Raw genomic sequence first — 23,644 nt, 5'->3', positions numbered from 1 at the left:
GGGAACGAGCGCGGGAACACCATGGCGTCACAGGTTCGGGCAGTCATCACCGAGGTGATTCCTGAACGATTGGACAAGATGGATCATGGGGTGATTTTGCAGGCAAAAAAACGCCCCGCTGGCATTGCGCCAAGCAGGGCGTGAAGTGAAAAGAGCCTACAGAAAAGCGCTTACAGCAGTGGAATCGTGTAGCTGACGATCAGGCGGTTTTCGTCCTGGTTGCTGGAAGCCACCGCAGAGCTGGTGCGCCACATGGCGTTCTTCCAGGCAAAGCCCAGGTTCTTGAAGGTGCCTTGCGGAATTACGTAAGCCAAGCTGATGTCGCGTTCCCACTCGCTCTGGTCGCCAGCAGCGTTCTGGATGTTGTCGCCGTGCAGGTAGATCACGCCAGCGGTCAGGCCAGGTACGCCAACCTTGGCGAAGTCATAGGCGTAGCGAGCCTGCCAGGTACGCTCGCCGGCACGGGCGAACTTCTGGATTTGCATGTCGGTGATGGTGCTGTTGGACGAGCCGTCACCCTGGTTCAGCCAAGGGAAGTCGCTGTCGCCCTTGGTGTACTGGTAGCCAGCGCCGAAGGTGTGGCCTTCGACCGAGTACAGCGCCAGGTAGCTGTACAGATCGTTATCGACCTTGCCCTTGGTGGTCGCTGGAGTGCTACCGTCGTAAAAGCCAGTGGTGAAGTAGGCGCTGGTGTCACCGTTCGCACCGTTGTCACGGCTGCGGTAGTAGCGCAGATCACTCTTCAGAACGCCTGGACCGATTGCCCAGTTGTGCACCAGACCCAGGAAGTTCTGCGAGTAGAAGTCCTTCAGCTCACCGTAGTAGTACGAAGCGGTCAGATCCTTGGTGATCTTGTAGTCGGCACCACCGTAGTAGAACTTGTTGCTGCGACGGCCGCTCGAAGTCGGGCTGTTGGCACCGGCGAGGGACAGGTCTTCGTCGTTGCTGGAGTTACGGCCCTTGGCCGATTCCACCTGGCCGGCGGTCAGGGTCAGGTCCTTGATTTCGTTGGACTTCAGCTCGCCACCGGTGAAGGTCTGAGGCAGCAGGCGACCGTCGTTGTACTTGATGACCGGGTTGTTCGGCATCAGGGTACCGATCTTCAGCTCGGTCTGCGAAACACGGACCTTGCCGGTCAAGCCCAGGCTGCCGAAATTGCTGGCCGCCTTGGCGTTGTTGCCGCTGGTGGCCTCAGCCGGGAACATGGTGGTGCCGTAGGAAGTGGTGGTAGCGCCGTTGGTGCCACGACCGGAATCCAGACGGATACCTTCCAGAGCGATGGCATCCAGACCGAAACCGACGGTGCCTTGGGTGTAACCGGAGTTGAAACGCAGGTCGAAGCCCTGGCCCCATTCCGAAACCAGGCTCTGGGCCGGTTTGCCGCTGCGGTTATCGGTGTTGATGTAGAAGTTACGCAGACCCAGGGTCGACGTAGCACCTTCGATAAAGCCTTTGGCGTCAGCCTGGCCTTCGGCAAATGCCTGTTGGGACAAAACGCCTACGGCCACTGCAAGGGCCAAGGTGCACTTGTTCATTGTTTCGCTCCTCTGGATTCAAACGCTTCGGGTCTTTTGGCGACGTCCGTTGTCATCGTGCGGGGGCACGGCTGTTGCCGGAGACTGACCCGCTTTGTTGGGAGGGAATCTTGGCGTGGGCTTATTTCAGGACCGTTGCCGATATATAAAGCTTTTATGACAGCGGAACTTTTTAGAGGGCGAAGAAAAAAACGCAAAGCCCCGGTCTAGGAGGCTTTGCGCTTTCGGTAGTGGCTTTTTGAAATTATTACAGCGCTGTCTTTTTCCCCACGCCGCAGCGCAGGAAACGCACGATCAACGCTTGCGCAGGATCACACTGCCAATCGAATAGCCGGCGCCAAACGAACTGAGCACCGCCAGGGAACCGGCCGCCAGGTCGTCCTGGTTCTTGTGGAACGAAATCACGGAACCGGCCGAACTGGTGTTGGCGTAGCTGTCGAGAATCACCGGTGCTTCTTCTTCCGTGGCCTCGCGGCCCAGCAGCTTCCTGACGATCAGCTGGTTCATGCTGAGGTTGGCCTGGTGCAGCCAGAAGCGCTTCACGTCACCAACGTTCAGCTGGTTCTCCTGCAGGTGCGTGCTGATCAGTTCCGCGACCATCGGGCAGACATCGCGGAACACCTTGCGCCCTTCCTGGACGAACAGCTTGTCACGAGCATCGATCCCCTCTTCCCCGGCACGGTTGAGAAAGCCGAAGTTGTTGCGGATGTTGTTGGAAAACTGGGTCAGCAGCTTGGTGCTGACGATATCGAACTGGTAGGCCGACGTCGCCAGATCCGCCCGCTCGATGATCACGGCCGTTGCCGCATCGCCGAAGATGAAGTGGCTGTCGCGGTCGCGGAAGTTCAGGTGACCGGTGCAGATTTCCGGGTTGACCATCAGGATCGCCCGGGCCTGACCCAATTGCACACTGTTGCAGGCGTTCTGAATACCGAAGGTCGCCGAGGAACAGGCGACGTTCATGTCGAAGCCGAAGCCCTGGATCCCCAAGGCTTGCTGGACCTCGATCGCCACCGCCGGGTAAGGCCGTTGCAGGTTGGAGCAGGCGACGATCACCCCATCGATATCCGCAGCGGTCTTGCCAGCACGTTGCAACGCCTGCTCGGCGGCGGCAGTGGCCATCTGGCAAAGAATCGACCATTCGTCATTGCTGCGCTCGGGCAAACGCGGCTTCATGCGCCGAGGGTCGAGAATGCCGTCCTTGTCCATGACGAAACGGCTCTTGATACCTGAGGCCTTTTCGATGAAGGCGGCGCTGGACTCGGTCAAGGCCTGAACCTCACCACGTTCGATAGCGGCCGCATTTTCGTCATTGAACAGCTGTACATAGGTATTGAAAGAATGCACCAGCTCTTCGTTGGAAATGCTGTTGGCCGGGGTGTACAGGCCGGTGCCGCTGATGACGACGTTATGCACGGTCGTTCCTCTATATTCTGTTCAGGCAGAAGGCATTGGTACACTCGTACCAACATGTAAAAAGGCCACCCCCTGGCAACGGGGATGACTCCATGTGTTTTTCTTCCGGCTCACTCACTGAACCGGGTATTGGTATCGGCGAAGTGTGCCATAAACACGGGGGTTTGGCCCATTGTGAAGATCAATGGGCTATCCGTCCGGCTAGCCCTCGACCTGGCTCCATTGCTTGCTCAGGCGCTTGTCGGAGATCGGTGCCCTGGTCCCCAGTTGCTGGGCGAACAGCGACACCCGGTATTCCTCCAGCCACCAGCGGTACAGTTCCAGTTGCGGGTCGCGCTTGCCTTCCTGCGCATGCTTGGCCGCACGGGTCTGGTACTGGCTCCACAAACCGCCCAGTTCGCTACTCCAGACCCGATCCTTCTGCACCTGGGCCGGCAGTTTCTCCAGGCGCAACTCGATCGCCTTGAGATAGCGCGGCAGTTCCTTCAGCCAGAGCCCGGGTGTTTCCCGAACGAAGCCTGAATAGACCAACTGGCTCAACTGCTGCTTGATATCATTGAGCGCCACCGCCTGGGCCAGGTCGATCTTGCCCTTGAAGCGCTTCTGCAGGCCGTGCCAGAGCTTGAGGATTTCCAGGGTCAGACGCGCCAGACGTTCGGCATGCTCGGTCCAACTGCCACGCTTGCGCTCGGCCAGGGATGCCAGGCCGGCACCATCGCGGGGCAGCGGGTCTTCGCCGTCGAGAATGCAACTGTCGAGGCTGGCCAGCAGGATATCCTCCACCAGCGCCTCGATACGACCCAGCTCGCGGTAGAGCAGGCCCAGTTCGGTCAGGCCCGGCAACTTGCCACGCAGGAACTTCGCCGACTCGGCCAACTGTTGCAACAACAGTCGCTGCAACGCCCGACGGTGCTGGTACTCGGCCTCGGCCGGCGTGGAGAAACGGCTTTCCTTGACCGTGCCGCCCTCTTCCACCAGCGCCGGGTAAACCGTCATCGACAGGCCGGCAATCTTCTGCTGGGTGGTTTCGGCGACAGCGGCAAAGCCCTTGGCTTCCACCGGCTGCTGGCTCTTCGCGGTCTGCGGCACGGCCAAGGCAGCCTGGCTGGCCTGGGCGAAACGTGCGGTCAGTTCCGCCAGATCGCGACCTTCGCCCAGGAACTTGCCCTGGGCATCGACCACTTCGAGGTTCATCTTCAGATGGTTTTCCACCTGCTGCGCCGACTCGGCCCAGGCCTCGTCGCTGACCCGCGCCCCAGTCATGCGCAACAGTTCGCGGCCCAACGCCTGGGGTAGCGAGCCCTCGGCGAACACCATGCGTTGCAGCGCCGCCTTGACGAAGTCCGGCACCGGGACAAAGTTCTTGCGCAGGGCCTTGGGCAGGTTACGCACCAGAGCGATGCACTTGGCCTCGATCAGACCGGGCACCAACCACTCCAGGCGCTCGACGGGCAGCATCGGCAACAGCGGCGCCGGCACGCGCAAGGTCACGCCATCACGGGGATGGTTGGGTTCGAAGTGATAACTCAAGGCCAGAGTCAGGTCGCCCAGATGCAGGGTATCCGGGTACTGCGCGGCGGTGACTTCACTGGCCTCGCGGGCCAGCACATCTTCCTCACGCATGATCAGCAGTTGCGGGTCTTTCTGGCTGTGGACACGGTACCAGTTGTCGAACGTCGCAGTCTGATGGATCTCCGCCGGCAGGCGCGCGTCGTAGAAGGCGAACAGGGTTTCCTCGTCGGCGAGGATATCGCGTCGACGGGCCTTGGCCTCCAGCTCGTCGAGCTGTTCGAGCAGTCGGGTGTTGGCGTCCAGGCACTTGGCCTTGGACTGGATCTCGCCACGCACCAGCGCCTCAAGGATGAACAGCTCACGGGACACCAGCGGATCGACCGGGCCGAAATGCACCGGACGCCGGCCCACCACGATCAGGCCGAACAGGGTGATCTGCTCGAAAGCCACCACCTGGCCGCGCTTCTTCTCCCAATGGGGTTCAAAGTGGTTCTTCTTGATCAGGTGTCCGGCCAGCGGCTCGATCCAGTCCGGCTCGATCTTGGCGACCATCCGCGCATAGAGCTTGGTGGTTTCCACCAGTTCGGCCGCCATCAGCCATTGCGGGCGCTTGCGGCCCAGGCCCGAAGACGGGTGGACCCAGAAACGTCGCTGACGCGCGCCGAGGTAGTCGCCGTCCTCGGTCTTCTGCCCGATCTGGCTGAGCAGGCCAGACAGCACCGCCTTGTGCAGCTTGGGATAGTCGGCCGGCTCCTTGTTGAGGCTCAACTGCAGGTCACGGCAGATCAGCCCGAGTTGGCGATGGGAATCGCGCCACTCGCGCAGGCGCAGGTAGTTGAGAAAGTTTTTCCGGCACCAGTTGCGCAAGGCACTCGCGCCGAGGGCCTGGCGCTGCTCCTCGAAACCGCGCCAGACGTTGATCAGCCCGGCGAAGTCCGAATCGGCGTCCTTCCACTGCGCGTGAGCCTGGTCGGCAGCCTGCTGACGCTCGGGCGGCCGCTCGCGCGGATCCTGCACCGACATGGCACTGGCGACGATCAGCACTTCCTGCAGACTGCCGAGCTTGGCCGCTTCGAGCAGCATGCGGCCCATGCGCGGGTCCACCGGCAGACGGGCCAACTGACGGCCGAGCGGAGTCAGCTGGTTCTCGCGGGTGACCGCCGACAACTCCTGCAGCAGGTTGAAACCATCGCTGATGGCCTTGCCATCCGGTGGCTCGATGAACGGGAACGCGGTGATTTCTCCCAGACGCAGGTGAAGCATCTGCAGGATCACCGCTGCCAGGTTGGTGCGCAGAATCTCCGGATCGGTGAAGGCAGGCCGACCGTTGAAATCCTCTTCGCTGTACAGGCGCACGCAGATCCCCGGTTCGACTCGCCCACAGCGGCCCTTGCGCTGATTGGCGCTGGCCTGGGAGATCGCCTCGATGGGCAGGCGCTGGACCTTGGCGCGGTAGCTGTAACGACTGATGCGGGCGGTGCCGCTGTCGATCACATACCGAATACCCGGAACCGTCAGCGAAGTTTCCGCGACGTTGGTCGCCAGGACGACACGCCGCCCCGGATGGGACTGGAAGATCCGCTGCTGCTCGGCCGGTGACAACCGCGCATATAAAGGAAGGATTTCGGTGTGCTTGAGCTGGGCCTTGCGCAGCATTTCGGCGGCATCGCGAATTTCGCGCTCACCCGGCAGGAACACCAGCACATCGCCCGGGCTCTTGCGCTCGCTGCGTTCATGGGCGGCGATTTCGTCAAGGGTGGCCAGAATCGCCTGGTCGACGGTCAGGTCATCCTCGACCCGGTTGCCCTCCTCGTCCTGCTCGGAAGTCATCGGCCGGTACCAGGTTTCCACCGGGAAGGTCCGGCCCGAAACCTCGACGATCGGCGCATCGTTGAAGTGCTTGGAGAAACGCTCCAGATCAATGGTCGCCGAGGTGATGATCACCTTCAGGTCGGGACGGCGCGGCAACAGGGTCTTGAGGTAGCCGAGCAGGAAATCGATGTTCAGGCTGCGTTCGTGGGCTTCGTCGACGATGATCGTGTCGTAGCGTTCGAGGTGGCGGTCGTTCTGGGTTTCGGCCAGCAGGATACCGTCGGTCATCAGTTTGACCAGGGTATTGGAATCGCTCTGGTCCTCGAAACGCACCTGGTAGCCGACCAGACTGCCCAGCGGCGTCGCCAGCTCCTCGGCGACCCGGCTCGCCACGCTGCGGGCGGCGATCCGACGGGGCTGGGTGTGGCCGATCAGGCCATGCTGACCGCGACCGATTTCCAGGCAGATCTTCGGCAACTGGGTGGTCTTGCCCGAACCGGTCTCACCGGCGATGACCAGCACCTGATGCTTGAGCAGCGCCGCCTTGATCTCGTCGCGCTTGGCGGCGATGGGCAGGCTGTCGTCATAGCGAATCGTCGGCACACTCTGGCGCCGCGCCGTGACCAGGGCACAGGAGGCCTGCATTCTCTCGACCCATTGGGCCAGCTTGGCCTCATCGGGTTTCTTGCGCAGTTCAAGCAGTTGCCGCCGCAGGCGGTGGCGGTCTGCGATCATGGCAAGGTCGAGGTTTTTCAGCAGTTGGTCGATAGCGGGCGATTCGTCGGTCATCGGGTCGGCAAGGGTCGTCTATTTGGGCAGGGGGCGGATTGTCGCAGATTTGCCCCCTTCTGTGGCGAGCTGACCGGCTGTGACGAGCGGGCCGCATCAGTCGCCGTCCAACGCCCGGCGCCGATACGGAAACACATCAATGACCTTGCCTGCGCGAATAGCCTCCTGCAGCCCCTTCCAGTAATCAGCGTCGTACAGCTCGCCATGCAACTGGTCGAACAGCCGGCGCTGCTCGCGGTCAGCAAACAGAAATGGCGGGAACTCCTCGGGAAACACATCCAGCGGTCCGATGGAGTACCAGGGCTCGGAGGCCATTTCGTCCTCCGGGGTCCGCGGCGGCGGGATATGCCGGAAGTTGGCTTCGGTCAGGAAGCAGATTTCGTCATAGTCATAGAACACCACCCGACCATGACGGGTGACACCGAAGTTTTTCAGCAGCATGTCACCGGGGAAGATATTCGCCGCCGCCAATTGCTTGATCGCCAGGCCGTAGTCGTCCAGGGCTTCGCGCACCTGGGCTGCGTTGGCGTTTTCCAGGTACAGGTTGAGTGGCGTCATCCGCCGTTCGGTCCAGCAGTGGCGGATCAGCACCGTTTCGCCTTCGACCTGCACGGTGGACGGCGCCACCTCCAGCAGTTCCTCAAGGCACGCCGGATCGAACTTGCCCAGGGGAAAGCGGAAGTCGGCGAACTCCTGGGTATCAGCCATGCGCCCGACCCGGTCGACGCTTTTCACCAGACGATACTTCTCGATCACCGTGGCCCGATCGACGTTCTTCGAGGGTGAGAAGCGGTCCTTGATGATCTTGAACACCGTGTTGAAGCCCGGCAGGGTGAACACGCTCATGACCATCCCGCGCACACCGGGCGCCATGATGAAACGGTCGTCGGTACTGGCCAGGTGATCGATCAAGGCCCGGTAGAACTCCGACTTGCCGTGCTTGTAGAAACCGATCGAGGTGTACAACTCGGCCACGTGCTTGCCCGGCAGAATGCGCTTGAGAAAGCCGACGAACTCTCCCGGCACCGGCACATCGACCATGAAATAGGAGCGGGTGAAAGAGAAGATGATCGAAACTTCGGCTTCATCGGTGATCAACGCATCGATGCGAATACCGCGGCCCTCACGGTGCAGCAGCGGAATCACCAACGGCCACTGCTCTTCGTGGGTATAGATGCGGCCCACCAGGTAGGCACCCTTGTTGCGATAGAGCACCGAGGAAAACAGCTCGACGCTGAGTTCCGGGTCCTTGCACACCCAGTCCGGCAGGCTTTCGCGCAGTTGCATATCGAGCCGCTGCAGATCCCCAGGCAGGTCGGCGTAGTCTTCGCTGAAACGATAGTCGGTGAAGATCTGTTCGAGCATGCCCGCCAGTTCGCCTTGCGGGCGATAGATCCGGGTCTGTGCCGTCCGTGACCGTCGCAATGACGGCCGGGTGGTGTGGATAAACATGCAGCCGTCGCTGATCAGATCGTGGCTGAACAGGCTGCAGAAGGCCGAGTTGTACCAGGTTTCCGCCAGTTCATCGTCGAAACGCAGGTCGATCAGGCTGATATAGGCGCTTTTCACCAGCGGCCAGATACCGACGTCGAGCAACGCGTCGACCTCGAACCCGGCCCGCAGACGGGCGTTGACCTCTGCAACCTTCTCCTCGTAGAGATTGATCCGTGCCGCCGACGCTGCCTGCGCGTCCTGCCAGCGCGCACCTTCGAAGCGGGCCCGGGCACCATCGGTGATCTGGCGAAAATGCTCGCGATAGTTATCGAAACCCTCCAGGATCATGCGGGCGATATCGGCGGCCGGCCATTGCTGCGGCATAGTCAAACCTCTGCGGGATTTTTCGATAGTTATTCTGAGCGCAAGCCCATTGAGCTTAGAAGCCAGTCCTCCTGTTGTGCAACCTTGCCCTGGCGATAACATCCCGACACACTGGCTCGCCCTACCCTGCCAAGGATGCCCCACCGTGAATCCCGTCGATATTGTGCGCATGTTCAGCCTGGCCGCCATCTGGGGCGCCAGTTTTCTGTTCATGCGTATCATTGCTCCTGTGCTGGGGGCGTTTCCCACCGCGTTTTTTCGTGTGTCGATCGCCGCCGTCGGCTTGCTGGCGATCCTGGCGCTGATGCGGGTCAAATGGGACTTCAAGGGCAAGTTCAAGGTCTGCCTGCTGCTCGGGGTGATCAACTCGGGGCTGCCGGCAACGCTTTACTCGGTAGCGGCCAAAGTGCTGCCGGCTGGATATTCGTCGATTTTCAACGCGACCACACCGTTGATGGGCGTGCTGATCGGCGGCCTGTTCTTTCACGAAAGGCTCAGCCTGAACAAGCTGCTGGGAATTTTCCTCGGGTTGTTCGGCGTCGCGGTACTGACCCGTGCCGGCCCGGTCACTTTCAACCTCGACCTGTTGATCGGCGCGAGTGCCTGCCTGTTGGCCACCACCAGCTATGGGGTCGCCGGATTCCTCACCCGGCGCTGGCTCGATCACCAGGGTGGGCTAGACCCGCGGCTGTCGGCCATGGGCAGCATGTTCGGCGCGACACTGGTGATCCTGCCGTTCTTTGGCGTAAGCGCCATCACCCAGCCGCCAGCCAGCTGGGGCGGCCTGGAAGTCTGGGGCGCGTTGCTCGGCCTGGGTCTGATTTGCACCGCATTCGCCTACATCATGTACTTCAAGCTGCTCAGTAACATCGGGCCGGTCAGATCGATGACCGTGACCTTCATGATCCCGGCGTTCGGGGTCTTATGGGGGGCGTTGCTGCTCGATGAACCGCTGTCGATGGCGCATCTGTATGGCGGGGTGTTGATTGCGCTGGCGTTGTGGCTGGTGCTGAAGCCAGCGGTGGTGAAGGCCAGCGCCGTGGCAGGCCGGTAGCCTTGTAGAGACTCAATGGCCCCTTCGCGGGCAAGTCGGATCGCCGCACCGCCTGCTCCTACAGGATGGCGTCGTCCACCGGATTTGTGGACCTGTAGGAGCGTGGCTTGCCCGCGAATGGGCCGAAACAGACGCCTTAAGCTGCCTTGCGGAACACAAACACCAGGCCGACGATAATCAGCCCCATACCCAGCATGCTCAACCACGCCAATCGATTACCAAAGACCAGGTAATCCATGATCGCCGTTACCGCCGGCACCAGGTAGAACAGGCTGGTGACATTCACCAGGTTGCCCCGAGCAATCAGCCGGTACAGCAACAACGTGGCCAGCACCGACACCACCAGCCCCATCCACAGCGCCGGAATGATGAAGCCGCTATTGGTTTCGACATGAAACGGCTGGAACGGCACGAGCACCCCGCACAACAGCAACCCGGCCAGGTACTGCACCGGCAGCGTGCCCAGGGGATTGTCGGTGATGCGTTTCTGCATGATCGAGCCGAAGGTCATGCTCGCCAGCGCCAGCAGGCCGAAGAACATCCCGGCCAGCGACATGCCCGCCAGGCCGATGCCCTGGTAGACCACCAGGATCAGCCCGGCCAGGCCCAGCCCCAGGCCGAACATCCGGCTCCAGGAGCGCTGGCGCTCCATCAGTACCGCCGTGAGGATCGGCTGCACGCCCATGATCGTCGCCATGACACCCGGCGTGACCTTCAGGTCCAGCGCCAACAGATAGAAGATCTGGTAGGCGCCGAGCAACACCAGCCCCGTCGCCACGGCATGGCGCAGCGGCTTGCCGCTTCTGGGCAGCTTCAACTTGAGCAACGGTACCAGCAACAGCAAGCCCAGCAGGGCTATGGAAAAACGCACCAGCAGAAAGGCGAACGGCGAGGCATGGGCCAGGCCCCACTTGGAGAAGATCGCCCCGCTGCTCCAGAGCAGCACGAACAGACTCGTCGAAGCCGCCGCAGTCGCGGATTGCTTTGAAATGACCAACATGGATACCACCTGTGATTCAGGCAAATGCCAACTCAGCGGTGAAGCTGAAGATTCAGTAGTTTTTTTCAGGCGGGCAGGCAGGAGAACAGCAACGCTTGCTGATCAGCCCCGAATGCCAACAACGCCTGGCGGCGATACGACGGCGCACACCGGCGTGCTACTGACAGGTGGTGGGTAATGACTGATCTGCACGGGTTGCTGGCTCCCGCACGGCACTACGCCAGCGTTGAGCGCTGGAACGACGACCGCGTTGAAGGAGGAAGCCGGCATCTGCAGATCTTCTTTGAAGGGGGAACGACGGTGAATCAGGGGACGCACCGAGCGCTGACTATAACCAGCGCTCGACATCCATTGCAACAGGTCAGCCGAACAGCCAGTAGCCCAAGGCCCAGGCGACCAATACCGCCAGCACCGGACGCATCACGCGGTAGGCCTTGGGATGCTTGCGCTTCCACTGTTTGACCACGCCGCTGAAGCTGTCACTGAAGCGTTTGCTCCAGGCATAGGCCTGGTTGATCCCGCCGACACGCTCTTCATCGACGTTCTGTGGCGCAGTGGCACGCCCGAGGAAGGCACTGACCGAGCGGTTGATCGAGGTCATCAGGCGGTTGCTCAATGGCCGCTCGACGTCACAGAACAGGATGACCCGAGTCTGCTCGGTTTCGTTCTTGACCCAGTGCACATACGTCTCGTCGAACATCACGTCTTCACCGTCGCGCCAGGCGTAGACCTGACCATCGACGAAGATCCGGCAGTCGTCGGAGTTCGGCGTCGACAACCCCAGGTGATAACGCAGCGAACCGGCGAACGGATCGCGATGCGGGTTCAGGTGGCTGCCACCGGGCAACAAGGCGAACATCGCGCCCTTGACGTTGGGGATGCTGCTGACCAGTGCGACGGTTTTCGGGCAGAGCGTTTCGGCCGACGGCAGCGGCTTGTCATACCATTTCAGGTAAAACCGCTTCCAGCCTTTCTTGAAGAACGAACCGAAACCGGCATCGTTGTTCTTCTCGGCGGCACGAATGTAACCCTCGTCGAACAGGTGCATGGCTTCCTCGCGGATCACCTGCCAGTTGTCCCTGAGCACATCCAGCTCGGGGAACTTGTTACGGTCCAGGTACGGCTTGGACGGCACGGCGGAAAACAGGTACATCAGGGCGTTGTACGGAGCGAACAGCGCCGAATGGTTGACGAACTGGCGCAATACCGGCAAACGCGCCTTGCCGCGCAGATGCACGTAAAGCGTACTGCCTACAAACAGCAGCAAGACGGCGGCCTTGGCAGCGAAGGAAAAGGTCATTCAGCACTCCTTGAAAATGGGCAACGTCCGGGTAGGAAAAATCCACGAGACGTGGCAGCCGGCCATGATAAACATTACCGACCGCAGGAAAAACCCGCGCGACTCAACAATCGGTGTCAAGTGCTGCGCAATACCGAGTTAATTAGCATAAAGCGCCTGAATGCGGGCTGATGCAGGTCAGGTGAAGGCATGATCGCACACAGGCCGGTCTCAATCGGATCCGGCCTATGGGCAACAGGCCTTAACCTGCCCAGCGTCTTACTGCTGGTTTTCCTGCTCGGTGAACAGGTCGCTGAACAACATGCTCGACAGATAACGCTCGCCGGAGTCCGGCAGCACGACGACGATAGTCTTGCCCTGCATCTCCGGGGTCTCCGCCAGACGCACGGCCACGGCCATCGCCGCCCCGCAGGAGATGCCGCACAGGATGCCCTCCTCCTGCATCAGGCGCAGGGCCATGGCCTTGGACTCCTCATCGGTGACCAGTTCGACCCGGTCGACCAGCGACAGGTCAAGGTTCTTCGGCACGAAACCGGCACCAATACCCTGGATCTTGTGCGGCGACGGTTTGACCTCCTGACCGGCCAGGGTCTGGGTGATCACTGGCGAGGTCACCGGTTCCACCGCCACCGAAAGGATCGGCTTGCCCTGGGTCTGCTTGATGTAGCGCGAGACGCCACTGATGGTGCCGCCCGTGCCCACGCCCGCCACCAGCACGTCGACCGCACCGTCGGTGTCATTCCAGATTTCCGGCCCGGTGGTCTTTTCATGAATCGCCGGGTTGGCCGGGTTGTCGAACTGCGCCGGCATGAAGTACTGGGCAGGGTCGCTGTTGGCGATCTCGCTGGCCTTCTCGATGGCGCCTTTCATGCCCTTGCCCGGCTCGGTCAGCACCAGTTCGGCGCCCAGGGCCTTGAGTACCTTGCGCCGCTCGATGCTCATCGACGCCGGCATGGTCAGCAGCAGTTTGTAGCCACGGGCAGCGGCGACAAAGGCCAGGCCGATCCCGGTGTTGCCGGACGTCGGCTCGACGATGGTCATGCCCGACTTGAGGCGACCGCTGCTTTCGGCGTCCCAGACCATGTTCGCACCGATCCGGCACTTCACCGAATACCCCGGGTTGCGCCCTTCTATCTTGGCCAGGATGGTCACGCCGCGTGGGGCGATGCGATTGATCTGAACCAGGGGCGTATTACCGATGGAATGAGCGTTGTCGGCGAAAATACGGCTCATGACGAGTCCTTTGGGCGATGGTGAATTGGCTTTCAAGGGTATGTCCCAGTCAGGCAGGCGTCCAGTGATGGCGAACGTATACTGTTGTCGGCGGTCCATCGCTTATGACAGCCTGCCGGAGCATCTGGGATGAAACGTCGTTACCGTTGGCCCTTGTGGGGCCTCGCGACCGTGGTACTGCTGGTGGTGGCCGTGGACCTGGCCTTGCCGTATCTGGTGCGCAACTATCTGAATGAAAAGCTGGCCGACATGGGCGACTACCGTGGCCAGGTGACCGATGTCGACCTGGCACTCTGGCGCGGCGCCTACCGGATCAACGGTCTGGAAATCGTCAAGGTCAGCGGCAAGGTGCCAGTACCGTTCCTCAAGGCCCCAGCGATCGACCTGTCGGTGAGCTGGAAATCCCTCTGGGACAATCACGCAGTGGTGGCCGAAGTGCAGTTCAGCGAACCGGAACTGAACTTCGTCGATGGTGGCGCGAACAACCGGCAGGCGTCCCAGACCGGTGAGGGCACCGACTGGCGCGCGCAACTGGGCAAACTGCTGCCGATCACCCTGAACGAAGTGCGGATCGACAATGGGCGCATCAGCTTTCGCAACTTCAACTCTTCGCCGCCGGTCAATCTGCAGGCCACCGAGGTCAATGCCAGCCTCTACAACCTGACCAATGTCGTCAATCTCAAGGGCCGACGCGATGCCCGCTTCGAAGGCAAGGCCCTGCTGCTCGGCCACGCGCCCCTGGAAACCACCGCCACTTTCGACCCGCTGAGCAACTTCGAGGATTTCGAATTCCGCTTGCGGGCCACCGGCATCGAGTTGCGCAAGGTCAACGACTTCGCTTCGGCCTACGGCAAGTTCGATTTCAACGGCGGCAGCGGTGACGTAGTGATCGAGGCCCAGGCCGAAAAGGGCAAGCTCACCGGCTATATCAAGCCGTTGCTGCACAATGTCGAGGTGTTCGATTGGCAGCAGGATGTCGAGAACCAGGACAAGAGCCTGCTGCGCTCGGTCTGGGAAGCCATCGTCGGAGCCGGCGAGACCCTGCTGAAAAATCAGCAGAAGAATCAATTCGCCACCCGCGTTGAACTCAGTGGCAGCGTGCATCAGCAGGATGTCAGCGCGTTCGCCGCCTTTTTGCAGATATTGCGCAACGGTTTCATCCAGGCCTTCAACGCCCGCTACGAACAACCCAAGCCGACCACTGGCCAGTAGCCCTGACCAGGTCAGGATGTGACGCCCCATTCAGAGACTGGACAAGAGATTTCGGTTTGGACCAATGAATACGGGCACTTTTGCGGTGAACCGTTCAAATGAGCACACCGGGCGCACTGGGCCTGTGCCCCCACCGTCACAGCAAAGCATTACGGCGATTTATGGTGGCAAGTCTCCCCCCCCTGACTGCCCAGCGAATTGCTGGATAAGGTGCGGGGCTGCTGTTGGATTCGCCCGCTGTAGCGATTCGAGAGAGAGAGTAGCCAGATGCCATGACATCTGGCGCTGACTTCGGCTAACCTTGACGCGCTTACAATTCAAGGAGAGGTGAAGGAATGGAGATCATTGCTTTAGTAATCGCGGTGGCCGTTGGTCTGTTTGTGTTCGGTACGATCAGAGGAAGAAAGGCAGTAAGAGCTTATGTGTATTTGGCTTCCCGAAGTGAAGGCGCTAGTGAGGCAGAAGCAAACGACGTGGCCTCTAGAATCGACGCGCATGCAGCAGGACAACTCAATAGACCAATGCGCGAGTTTGCCAATCATTGTTACAGCGGCAGACAGTTGGCGATGATTTCTGCCGCAAGGCTCGACGGGTTTCGCGAATAGGATAGCGAGTGCATGAGCAGCCTAAAATTTGCCATATCCATGCGCGAGGGTCTCTCTGATCCCATCACGTCCCGTTCCCCCGTAGGCCCTCTGTAGCACGCCAGTGGCACCAATCGCCAGGGGGGATTGCCTTCTTACAGTGGCGCGTACGACGCGCATCCTGCGTAAAGCATTGCTGGAAGTGGGCGGCTGGCTGTAACGAGTAGTGCAACGGCTGTTCGTATCGAGTGGTTGACGACCGTCGACTATGTGATACATTGGCGCCACGTTCAGCATTCAGCCGAGACCTGCGCCATGACAGCCACCAAGAACATCGTTGCTTACTACCGAGTATCCACCAAGGGCCAAGGCGATAGCGGCCTGGGCCTGGACGCCCAACGGGAGTACGTGCGCATTGCTGCCGAAGCCGAGGGCTGGACTATCATCGCGGCGTTTGAAGACACGGCGAGCGGCACCATCCCTCCAGCCGAACGCATTCAGTGCAAGGCTGCGCTGGCGGCGTGCAATGAACACAACGCCACGCTGGTAGTGGCGAAGCTCGACCGCCTGAGCCGCGACGTAGAGGACATTGCAGGCTTGGTTAAGCGCGTGCCCTTCAAGGTCGCCACCATGCCCAATGCTGATAGCTTCCAGTTGCACCTGTATGCAGCCCTGGCACAGCAGGAACGGGAGTTCATTGCACAGCGAACCAAGGCCGCATTGGCTACCCTGAAGGCCCGAGCTGAAGCTGGCGATGAAGTAGCTCAAGCCAAGGTAGCGCGCCGGGATGCAGGCCGAGCCATGGGCTCCCAGAAGGGCCTCCAAGCCTCGATAGACGTGAAGCAAGCCAAGGCCCAGGCGGACGCTCAACGCCTGCGTAACGACCTCAAGGCTGCTTGGATGGACGGGGCAAAGACACTGCGTGCAATGGCTGACTGGCTGAATGCTGACGGCAAGCTGACTGCGCAGGGAAGCACGTTCACCGCGATGACTGTGAAGCGGACCATTGATCGCTTGGGCCTGACCTTCCCGTAAGCCCTGCACTCCAAAGTGCAAACACGATAGCTACACGTTAGCAACAAGTTAGACGACGTTCTTTATTGTCACATACGTAGAACAGAGAGCCACCCACCATGCGTGGGAGATACCTGCAAAGAACCAATCCCTATAATTTAAATGTCACATACTCCAGTACAAGAAAGTGACCACAATTGAAAGATCGTTCGCTGGGCACCTGACATTCATCAGGGCACCAGCCATTGATCCAACCTCTCGGCATTGAAGGCTAGCGCAGACTCAAGCGCACCCGGCCGCAATCCCACCTTCTGATACACCCGCCAGCACACACTCTGTGCATCCCTGTGGCGCCATCTGAGCCGTCTTAATCACTCGCCCAACTCACCCTATTCATCCCTGAAAGTCACGGCCTGTATGTGTTTTGGCATTCGGCCACATTGCCCTTCAAAATAGCTTTCGGTGATCCATGAACCGTGCATTCTCAAACCCTATTCGTCCGTCTCATGCGGATGGAAGTAGGTACGTCCGACAGTACAAAGCAGTGCAGTATCACGCCCTTAAAGGTCGATTCCCGCGCTCTAAAGCGTTGGTGGTCCTGGCGTTACAACAGCTCAATCATCTACACCAAGGGCCAGTAACCATTGGTGCGATCCTCAAACACAACACCACTTTGAACCGTACCAGCGTCCACCGGGCATTGGTCGATCTGCATTATGAGGCGCACCTCGTGTGGCTCCCTGTGCCGAACGCTGAGCACATCACCAGTTATCTACTGGGCACCAACCGCGCAATGGTCGGCTTGCCTCCCCTGGGGCCTGCTGAGCAGCGCGAGGCGGTAGCAGCCGAACGGACCCTCAAGCTGATGCTGGATGACCACATCGAGAAGGCAATGCACAAGCGCTCCCGCTGAAGCGTCGCACTCGCGAGCGAAGCAAAGGCCACCCGTGCGGATGGATATTACGTCGTTCCCCTCCTTATATAGTGGCGCAGTTTCGGACCAATGAATCCGGGCACTTCATCCATTTTTCACACCTAAATTTGCAAGGGATTTGCACACCATGATTAGCAAGCTTGAACGCCTGCGGGCTACGCCTGCCCGCGATATGACAACGCCTGTTCCCCTCGACCTACTGGAAGAGTTGACACCTGCACAACTCGCCAAGAAGTACAGCCTGAATCGCAAGCTGTCCGACTTCAACCGCGCCCTGCATCGCAACGCGGATGCGCTCATTAGTAGACAACTAGGGATGGCAAAGCCAATGACAACTAAGAAAGCTGTAACCCGTGGTGCTGGTACTCGTGGCCCTGCTGCTTTTGAAGTTGCAAACACCATGTTCGGTTATATCGACCGTAACGATATGGGCATGTACTGGACGGACGATATTATGTGTGGCGTAGCTGGCGCAGATAACACCGGCAGCACTCGCCCTCTGTCTATCACTACTATGTTCGAACTGCTGGAAGACCTAAAAGTATTGTAAGCGCTCCATAAACCCCACTTGGCTAAAGATAGGTAAAGCGCTTAGCTGTGAAGTCGAGGTTCGCAGTTCCACGGCAGCAAGGCTTCGTAATCCTCAACCGAAGTCGCCGTTGGCAGGCGTTCCAGTGCGTGGCGCAGCCACGCATAAGGCTCTTGGCCGTTGGCTTTGGCAGTCTCGACCAAGCTGTAAAGTTGAGCACTGGCCGTCGCGCCCTTGGGCGTGTCGCTAAACAGCCAGTTCTTTCTTCCGATCACGAAGGGGCGGATCGCGCGTTCTGCCGCGTTGTTGTCCATCGGCAAATACCCTTCCTCGACGTATCGCTCCAGCTTGCTCCAGTTACTTGCGAGGTAACTGATGGCTTTGCCCAAGGCATTCTGAGCGGTGACCTGGGGCTGCGTCTTTTCGATCCAGCTTTTCAACTGAGCCAGTATCGGCAGGCTATGTTCGTGACGGCCGATTTTACGATCAGCGTCGCTACTGGCCTTCAAGTCGCGTTCGATCCCATACAGCTTGTTGATCAGATTCAGCGCGATATCCGCACGTCCCGTTTTACCTTTGGGCTGCACTTTCTGTGCTTCAACAAACTTGCGTCGCGCATGCGCCCAGCAGCCTAGACGCTCAACTCCGTCCTGCGCGCCCAAGGCATTGTAACCGGCGTAGTCATCGGTCATCACGTAACCGCGATAACCTTCGAGCAGGCGCGTTGGCACCTCCTGCGCACGGCTGGTGGAGTAGTCAAAAAGGATGACCGGCCTATCCGGTGGGCCGCCGGTTTGCACCCACATCCAGGATTGGCTGCTCGGTTCTCGATCTGGTTCTTTCAGCACTTGCACGCGCGTTTCGTCGCAGTGGATGACGCGGCTTTCCAGTAGCCGGTCGCGCATCAAATTCAGCAGCGGCTGAAAGTGTTCGCCGCACTGGATCACCCAGCGAGCCAAAGTCTGGCGCGGGATATCAATACCGTAGCGACCCAACACTTTTTCAAATCGATGAAGCGGTAAACCGTCAACGTATTTGGTAGTCAGCAACATCGCCAAAACGCTGGGGCTGGCCATGCTTTTTTCAATCAGTTGAGCAGGCTTGTCCGCAGTGACTGGGGCGGCTTCGCATTCACGGCAACCGTAGATCTTGCGCACATGCTTGATCACGCGGATCTGCATTGGCACGATCTCAAGCTGCTCGCTGATTTCCTCACCAATGCTGTGTTTACGGCAACCGCAGGCGCAGGTCAGTTCGTGCTCGGGCAGTTCGTGGATGACTTCGATGCGCGGCAGATCGGCAGGCAGCGGCTTGCGCTTGCCACGGCGCTTGGCGGGGGCGACAACCTCTTCTTCAGCGTTTTCGTCGATAGCTTCGACGACGCTTTCGGCTTCGTTGAAGAGCGCCAACTGCGGTGTGGCCGGATCGGCTGTTTGCTCGGACTTGCGTCCGAACAAGCGCTGGCGCAGCAATGCGTTCTCTTCTTCTAGAAAACCGACCCGCGACTGCATCTTCGCAAGCATTTGCTTGAGCAGTTGGAGATCGTCGGGAAGGTTGTCGGGCATGGATTTCATGCCCTGGATTATACCGAATCAGGCCACGAATCGCGGCGTCAAAACCTGATGGGGACGGTTACGCCAGAGGTCAAAACCGTCGAGCAGCCAGTTCAGTTCCTGGACGGTGAGGACAATCGCCTCGTCGGTGGCATCGGGCGATGTTTTGAATCGCTCTGATTCCAGGCGTTTGAGCCAAAGGCAGAAGCCGTTGCGCTCCCAGTACAAGATTTTCACTCGGTTGCGCGGCTTGTTGAGGAAAACGAAAAGTACCGGGTCGAATACGGCAACCTTGATATCCAGTTCGACCAGCGCAGCCAGTCCGTCGATGGATTTTCGAAAGTCTACAGGTTTGGGGTAGAGGTACACTTTTTCGACTTTGGCGTCGGGTCGCATCATGGCGCACGGGCTCCTGAGAGTATCGGGAGCCCAGCATCCCGCGTTAGCTTAGTGCTTTGAATGTGGGGTTTATGGAGCGCTTACAAAGTATTCAGTGTGCGCAGTATTGTGAATTACACCGGCACCAGCGTGCGTACAGGGGAACGTTACTTGCAAGCACTGCGTATTGCATTGCCCCACCTGGAACAATCCCGAGTGCTTGAGCGTGCCCGTGCTGTTGCCCGTTGGGGTATGACCTTAGGTGAGGTGGAGCGCTACACGAGTAGTTCGACCGATCTGGCACAGCTGCGTGCCGACATGGGCGACGACGCCTTTGTAAGTGTTGACCACCTGCCACCAGCAGCGAGCCGATTGGCTGTCGCCGCCTAACCAACGAGAACACCATGAATCTGACATTGAATGAGCTGCTGACTGCGTGCGAGCTGCCCCAAGCCGAGTGCCACGCCGTGGATGATCTTGAGCCCGGGCGCCGCCTGGATGCTGAGCCTGGGGCCCTTTACCGCGCTGCCGTTGCCCTGGCTAATGGAGGTGATGGTGGGGCGGCGGGCCAACGGCTCGCCCTACGCGATGACAGGCGTTACAGAGACGCAACCACCCTAGCCCCTAGGCGTGGACTGAACGTGGCTGAGAGAGCCTCGCAAGACCTCACAGGGCGCAAGGCCCGTGGCCGTCTTCGGGACTGACCGACGCTGCACTCTCAGCCTGATTCTGGGCCACACGTATAAACGCACTCTACAACTTCCGGCATCGCTGGAGGATTAACCCTGCCCGTAGGAGTTACCAATGAAGTACTACCCGCGCAACAAAGAACATGTTGGTTTGTTCAAGCAAAGAGGCCGACCACCACTTCACCGCATCCGCTGTATGCATGTTGTTAAAGCGATGTTAGATATCGGTGAACTTATCACAGTCGGCCAAGTGCATAAACGTGTTGCCACTGGCGCACCTGCACAGACTTACACCGTGATGAATTACTTCCTAACTACTGGACTTACAATCGCACCGTTAGTTGGCGCCCCACATATCAACCAATTCAAAGTTTCCTGTGTCGATACCTGGGCTGCAACTATCCGTGAACTTACCGAGATTGAGAAACTGCTATGACCGAACAAACTACCGAGACAACCCGCCGTCGGCGTAAACGAAAGCCCCTGGATGTCCATGCCGAGGGGCTGGCGCTGCTGGCTGAAACCCTGGCCGCATCCCGCAAGAAGTTGGAGTGGTGCGCTGAGAACGACGTGCCTGTCGATGCTGCCCAGGTATCCGCCAACGTCTCGTTGCTGAAACTGCTGGAGACAATGCGCCACGTCGATGACGACGACAAGGACAAAGAGACCGCCGCCCTGGTAGCTGGCTTCCACGCCAAGACTGCCGAACGTGCCGCCCGTCCCACCGCTGCCCCTACCAAGGAAGACCTACTAGCTGAATACGGCCTATCCCCTGATCGCTATCCAACCCCATCAATCTAAAGAGAAGAAACCCATGTTCCGTAAATTCGCTGCTGCCCGCAAATCCGCCAACGCCATTGCACTGTTCGATGCGCTCCAAGCTGCCGTTCCTTTTCATCTGGTCGAAGTGCCAGCCACCAAGTACCCGACTGCCCCGGCCAACCTTCAAGAGCTGCGCAAAGGCATCACCACGATGACCGAGCTGTTCACCTCTGATGAGCGTGCCGCCTCCAAAAAGACCAGCCGTGACGACGTTGAACATGAGCTGATGGCCGTGATGACAACTCTGTCCAACCGTGGCTTTGCATTCGCGGACCTGCCGAACCTATTCGATTTTGAGCAAGATCGTAACCAGCACCTCGACACCGTGACTCGATACACCCGAGCGGCCAACGCGAACACCGAGGCACTGTCGGCCAAGGTGGCCGAATGGTTCTCTGACATCACCGCCGTCCTGAGTGTGGCAAAGGTGGTTGGCGCTGACGTGATGGCCGAGGCTGCCGCTGCTCCGAACAAGACCATGGCGGCGCTGGGTATCGACCTGCACGTTCGCGAGAAGCTGAACGCATCGGCTCAAGCTGGCGTACAAGTCATGGCCGCTGGCCGTGGCCTGATGATCCTCAAAGCTGCCAAGATCGACGCCTTGTCCCTGGACCTGGGCGACGTTGAGCTGGCTGCTGCAATGGCTCTATACAGCTACTTCCCAGACGCTATCGAGGGCGCGTCGATGCAGGAGGCTGGGCTGCGCTTCGGCTCCGTCGTCCTGGGTGCCAATGCTGATGGCGTCGTGGTCTACCGCGAGGCGGTCCAATCAAACGCATCGGGCCTGCTGCCGCACACTGCCCTTGTGGCTGCTGATGGCAAAGCCCTGGCCGCACTGCAATCGAAGATCGACGTTCGCCTGGGTGGCGTAGACCATGCCTTTACCGGCACCGTGGAGAATGGCGGGATGACTGTTGCGGAACGCCGTCTGCGTGACTTCGGCAAGTCTGCTGTTACCACGTACTAAAACCAACCCTGCTTGCCTAACCGGCTTGCAGGGTATTTTGCTTGTCGAGCAGTTCGCGGACTCTAGCCAGAAGTTCCCGCTGCCGTGTGAGCGGAGCCGTTCCGCCATAGACGCCGGTGTGCTTATTCCCAGACTGGGTATGGCCGAGGATACCGCCCACCTCCGCATCGCTCGCACCTGCCGCCCTGAGCAAATCCGCTGCCGTGTGCCGTGCGCTGTACAGACTGACCTGTCCCGTGATGCCCTGTATTTTGAGCAAGGCTGCGCTCACAGCACGACTCAACCGCGTAACGCGCTGTCGTCCCCTCTCCGCTGCGTTGCCATTACCAAAGCCTGATAGCACCAGATTGAACAGAGGGACGTCCTCCGCTGCCACAGGCAAATCCCTGCGACTGGCTGCGTTCTTGGCACCAGATAGGCCAGCCTGGAATACCTGCTCCCTGTTACCCACGATGTCTTCCCGCATGGTCAATGCCGCTGGGCCTTCGCTCAACAGCTCCAGGGGCCGCACACCGTACCGGACAAGCAGACGCATTGCTGCCGCGTCTACTGTATCACCACGGGCGTCCAGGGCGGCCTGCACCTGGGCCACCACGGCTAAAGGCATTGGGTCGCGGGCGTTCTTCTGGAGCGCACCACCTGCACGGATGGCCCTGGCTACTGCGCCCTGCTTCGGTAGGCTAATTCCATCCCACCCTGGCACCTCCCGCAGAATCGTTATCAGCCCTGCCGCCTGGGTGTGGATTGACGACGCCTTGCCACCGCCATCTAGCTTGCCCTCGGCATAGGCCATGATCCGTTGCACCTGCTGCGCCGGGGTGCTGGGCCAGCGTAGAACGTCATTGCAGAGCTTGCGCATGATTCCCACCCGGCCAGCGCTGACTCGCTCACAATAGCCGTCCAGGGCTTCCGCGAACTGCTGGGCGGTACGTCTATCGCCCTGCTGGCTGACAGGCTCCACGGGCGCCTCCACAGGGCCAGGAATGACAGTGCCAAGGGTTGGCGGCTCACCACGCTCCAGGGCTTCCAGCGCCCTCACAGCGGCCATAGATTCGAGTGGGTGAACAGCCTCCATCCCTGGCGGCGGCATCCCCTGCGCGGCCATCGAGTACACCCGCTTCTGCCAATCCAATTCGGTCTGCCAGTTCTTCGTTACCAGCTTCGCCCCGTGCGCCATATCGGTAACCGCACGGAGGGTTACCCGTTCCACCACGGCCTGTAGGCTTGCCAGGACGGCGCGGGGATCAACCGGGACGGATGCCCTGCGCTCGGCTGGATCGTTCGCCACAGGCGCCAGGGCTTCGCTACAGATGCGGTCAAACTCTACTGACACCTGACGGGCAAGGCGCAGGGCTTCTGCGCGATCAGCGGTGCCTAGGGCTTTGCGGTATTCAGAGCGGCCCAGCAGTTCGGCAACTTGTAGCGGGAAGCGGCGGCGATAGTGGTAACGCCCCTCACGGCGGGATAAATAGGACATTCAGAATTCTCCGGGG

At 60.0% G+C, this 23,644-nt stretch carries 20 protein-coding genes; 10 read left to right on the top strand and 10 right to left on the bottom strand.

The window, feature by feature from the left end:
- Positions 1 to 170: 170 nt before the first annotated feature.
- The 4 genes from BLU37_RS15215 to aceK form a co-directional block, all read right to left on the bottom strand.
- Positions 171 to 1,535 (bottom strand): OprD family porin, encoded by a 1,365-nt coding sequence (locus BLU37_RS15215; protein ID WP_010450107.1) that lies wholly within the window; start codon positions 1,533 to 1,535, stop codon positions 171 to 173.
- Positions 1,536 to 1,829: 294 nt separating this feature from the next.
- The gene (locus BLU37_RS15210) at positions 1,830 to 2,951 is read right to left on the bottom strand and encodes a beta-ketoacyl-ACP synthase III (protein ID WP_010450109.1); all 1,122 of its coding nucleotides are present in this window, start codon (positions 2,949 to 2,951) and stop codon (positions 1,830 to 1,832) included.
- 201 nt (positions 2,952 to 3,152) lie between these two features.
- Complete coding sequence (hrpA, locus tag BLU37_RS15205; protein WP_090206161.1) at positions 3,153 to 7,064, bottom strand: ATP-dependent RNA helicase HrpA; 3,912 nt, start codon at positions 7,062 to 7,064, stop codon at positions 3,153 to 3,155.
- Between the two features lie 96 nt (positions 7,065 to 7,160).
- Complete coding sequence (gene aceK, locus BLU37_RS15200) at positions 7,161 to 8,882, bottom strand: bifunctional isocitrate dehydrogenase kinase/phosphatase (protein WP_090206158.1); 1,722 nt, start codon at positions 8,880 to 8,882, stop codon at positions 7,161 to 7,163.
- Positions 8,883 to 9,027: 145 nt separating this feature from the next.
- Between aceK and BLU37_RS15195 the strand changes: the two genes are divergently transcribed.
- Positions 9,028 to 9,936: a DMT family transporter gene (locus BLU37_RS15195; RefSeq protein ID WP_090206155.1), complete on the top strand. Its 909-nt coding sequence runs from the start codon at positions 9,028 to 9,030 to the stop codon at positions 9,934 to 9,936.
- 136 nt (positions 9,937 to 10,072) lie between these two features.
- Here BLU37_RS15195 and BLU37_RS15190 read toward each other — a convergent pair whose 3' ends face one another.
- The 3 genes from BLU37_RS15190 to cysK form a co-directional block, all read right to left on the bottom strand.
- Positions 10,073 to 10,936, bottom strand: a complete 864-nt coding sequence (locus tag BLU37_RS15190; protein WP_010450117.1) for a DMT family transporter — start codon at positions 10,934 to 10,936, stop codon at positions 10,073 to 10,075.
- Positions 10,937 to 11,297: 361 nt separating this feature from the next.
- Positions 11,298 to 12,236: an aspartyl/asparaginyl beta-hydroxylase domain-containing protein gene (locus tag BLU37_RS15185; protein WP_010450119.1), complete on the bottom strand. Its 939-nt coding sequence runs from the start codon at positions 12,234 to 12,236 to the stop codon at positions 11,298 to 11,300.
- 258 nt (positions 12,237 to 12,494) lie between these two features.
- The gene (gene cysK / locus BLU37_RS15180; RefSeq protein WP_090206151.1) at positions 12,495 to 13,469 is read right to left on the bottom strand and encodes a cysteine synthase A; all 975 of its coding nucleotides are present in this window, start codon (positions 13,467 to 13,469) and stop codon (positions 12,495 to 12,497) included.
- A gap of 129 nt (positions 13,470 to 13,598) precedes the next feature.
- Here cysK and BLU37_RS15175 point away from each other — a divergent pair, with 129 nt between their 5' ends.
- From BLU37_RS15175 to BLU37_RS15155, 5 genes are all read left to right on the top strand, one after another.
- Entirely contained in the window at positions 13,599 to 14,681 is a 1,083-nt protein-coding gene (locus tag BLU37_RS15175; RefSeq protein ID WP_019363744.1) for a DUF748 domain-containing protein, read from the top strand.
- 335 nt (positions 14,682 to 15,016) lie between these two features.
- Positions 15,017 to 15,286, top strand: a complete 270-nt coding sequence (locus BLU37_RS15170; RefSeq protein ID WP_090206147.1) for a hypothetical protein — start codon at positions 15,017 to 15,019, stop codon at positions 15,284 to 15,286.
- 294 nt (positions 15,287 to 15,580) lie between these two features.
- Positions 15,581 to 16,300 carry a recombinase family protein gene (locus BLU37_RS15165; protein WP_090210947.1) on the top strand — a complete coding sequence of 240 codons (720 nt, stop codon included), beginning with the start codon at positions 15,581 to 15,583 and terminating at the stop codon, positions 16,298 to 16,300.
- Positions 16,301 to 16,748: 448 nt separating this feature from the next.
- The gene (locus BLU37_RS15160; protein ID WP_131672176.1) at positions 16,749 to 17,192 is read left to right on the top strand and encodes a hypothetical protein; all 444 of its coding nucleotides are present in this window, start codon (positions 16,749 to 16,751) and stop codon (positions 17,190 to 17,192) included.
- A gap of 148 nt (positions 17,193 to 17,340) precedes the next feature.
- Complete coding sequence (locus tag BLU37_RS15155) at positions 17,341 to 17,763, top strand: hypothetical protein (protein ID WP_090206141.1); 423 nt, start codon at positions 17,341 to 17,343, stop codon at positions 17,761 to 17,763.
- Between the two features lie 41 nt (positions 17,764 to 17,804).
- Here BLU37_RS15155 and tnpC read toward each other — a convergent pair whose 3' ends face one another.
- Positions 17,805 to 19,316 (bottom strand): IS66 family transposase, encoded by a 1,512-nt coding sequence (gene tnpC, locus BLU37_RS15150; RefSeq protein WP_090202057.1) that lies wholly within the window; start codon positions 19,314 to 19,316, stop codon positions 17,805 to 17,807.
- Positions 19,317 to 19,334: 18 nt separating this feature from the next.
- A complete protein-coding gene (gene tnpB, locus BLU37_RS15145; RefSeq protein ID WP_004883347.1) occupies positions 19,335 to 19,694 on the bottom strand; it encodes an IS66 family insertion sequence element accessory protein TnpB in 360 nt (119 codons plus the stop codon).
- Between the two features lie 60 nt (positions 19,695 to 19,754).
- On the opposite strand from tnpB, the gene BLU37_RS29035 reads away from it, so the two are divergent.
- The 4 genes from BLU37_RS29035 to BLU37_RS15130 all read left to right on the top strand — a co-directional run bounded on the left by BLU37_RS29035 (position 19,755) and on the right by BLU37_RS15130 (position 22,151).
- Positions 19,755 to 20,063 carry a hypothetical protein gene (locus tag BLU37_RS29035; RefSeq protein ID WP_157696380.1) on the top strand — a complete coding sequence of 103 codons (309 nt, stop codon included), beginning with the start codon at positions 19,755 to 19,757 and terminating at the stop codon, positions 20,061 to 20,063.
- 414 nt (positions 20,064 to 20,477) lie between these two features.
- On the top strand, positions 20,478 to 20,798 hold the full coding sequence (locus BLU37_RS29030) for a hypothetical protein (RefSeq protein ID WP_157696379.1): 321 nt from the start codon (positions 20,478 to 20,480) through the stop codon (positions 20,796 to 20,798).
- Complete coding sequence (locus tag BLU37_RS15135) at positions 20,795 to 21,163, top strand: hypothetical protein (RefSeq protein ID WP_090206135.1); 369 nt, start codon at positions 20,795 to 20,797, stop codon at positions 21,161 to 21,163. Before BLU37_RS29030 ends, BLU37_RS15135 begins: the two co-directional genes overlap by 4 nt.
- A gap of 13 nt (positions 21,164 to 21,176) precedes the next feature.
- Entirely contained in the window at positions 21,177 to 22,151 is a 975-nt protein-coding gene (locus BLU37_RS15130; RefSeq protein ID WP_090206132.1) for a hypothetical protein, read from the top strand.
- 16 nt (positions 22,152 to 22,167) lie between these two features.
- On the opposite strand, the gene BLU37_RS15125 is transcribed toward BLU37_RS15130, so the two are convergent.
- The gene (locus BLU37_RS15125) at positions 22,168 to 23,628 is read right to left on the bottom strand and encodes a DUF6538 domain-containing protein (RefSeq protein WP_090206129.1); all 1,461 of its coding nucleotides are present in this window, start codon (positions 23,626 to 23,628) and stop codon (positions 22,168 to 22,170) included.
- Between the last annotated feature and the right edge of the window lie 16 nt (positions 23,629 to 23,644).

Source organism: Pseudomonas asplenii (assembly GCF_900105475.1).
In the GTDB taxonomy this organism is placed as follows: Bacteria; Pseudomonadota; Gammaproteobacteria; order Pseudomonadales; family Pseudomonadaceae; genus Aquipseudomonas; species Aquipseudomonas asplenii.
The sequence above is the reverse complement of the archived record's forward strand: the minus strand, read 5'-3'. Positions and strand labels throughout refer to the sequence as shown.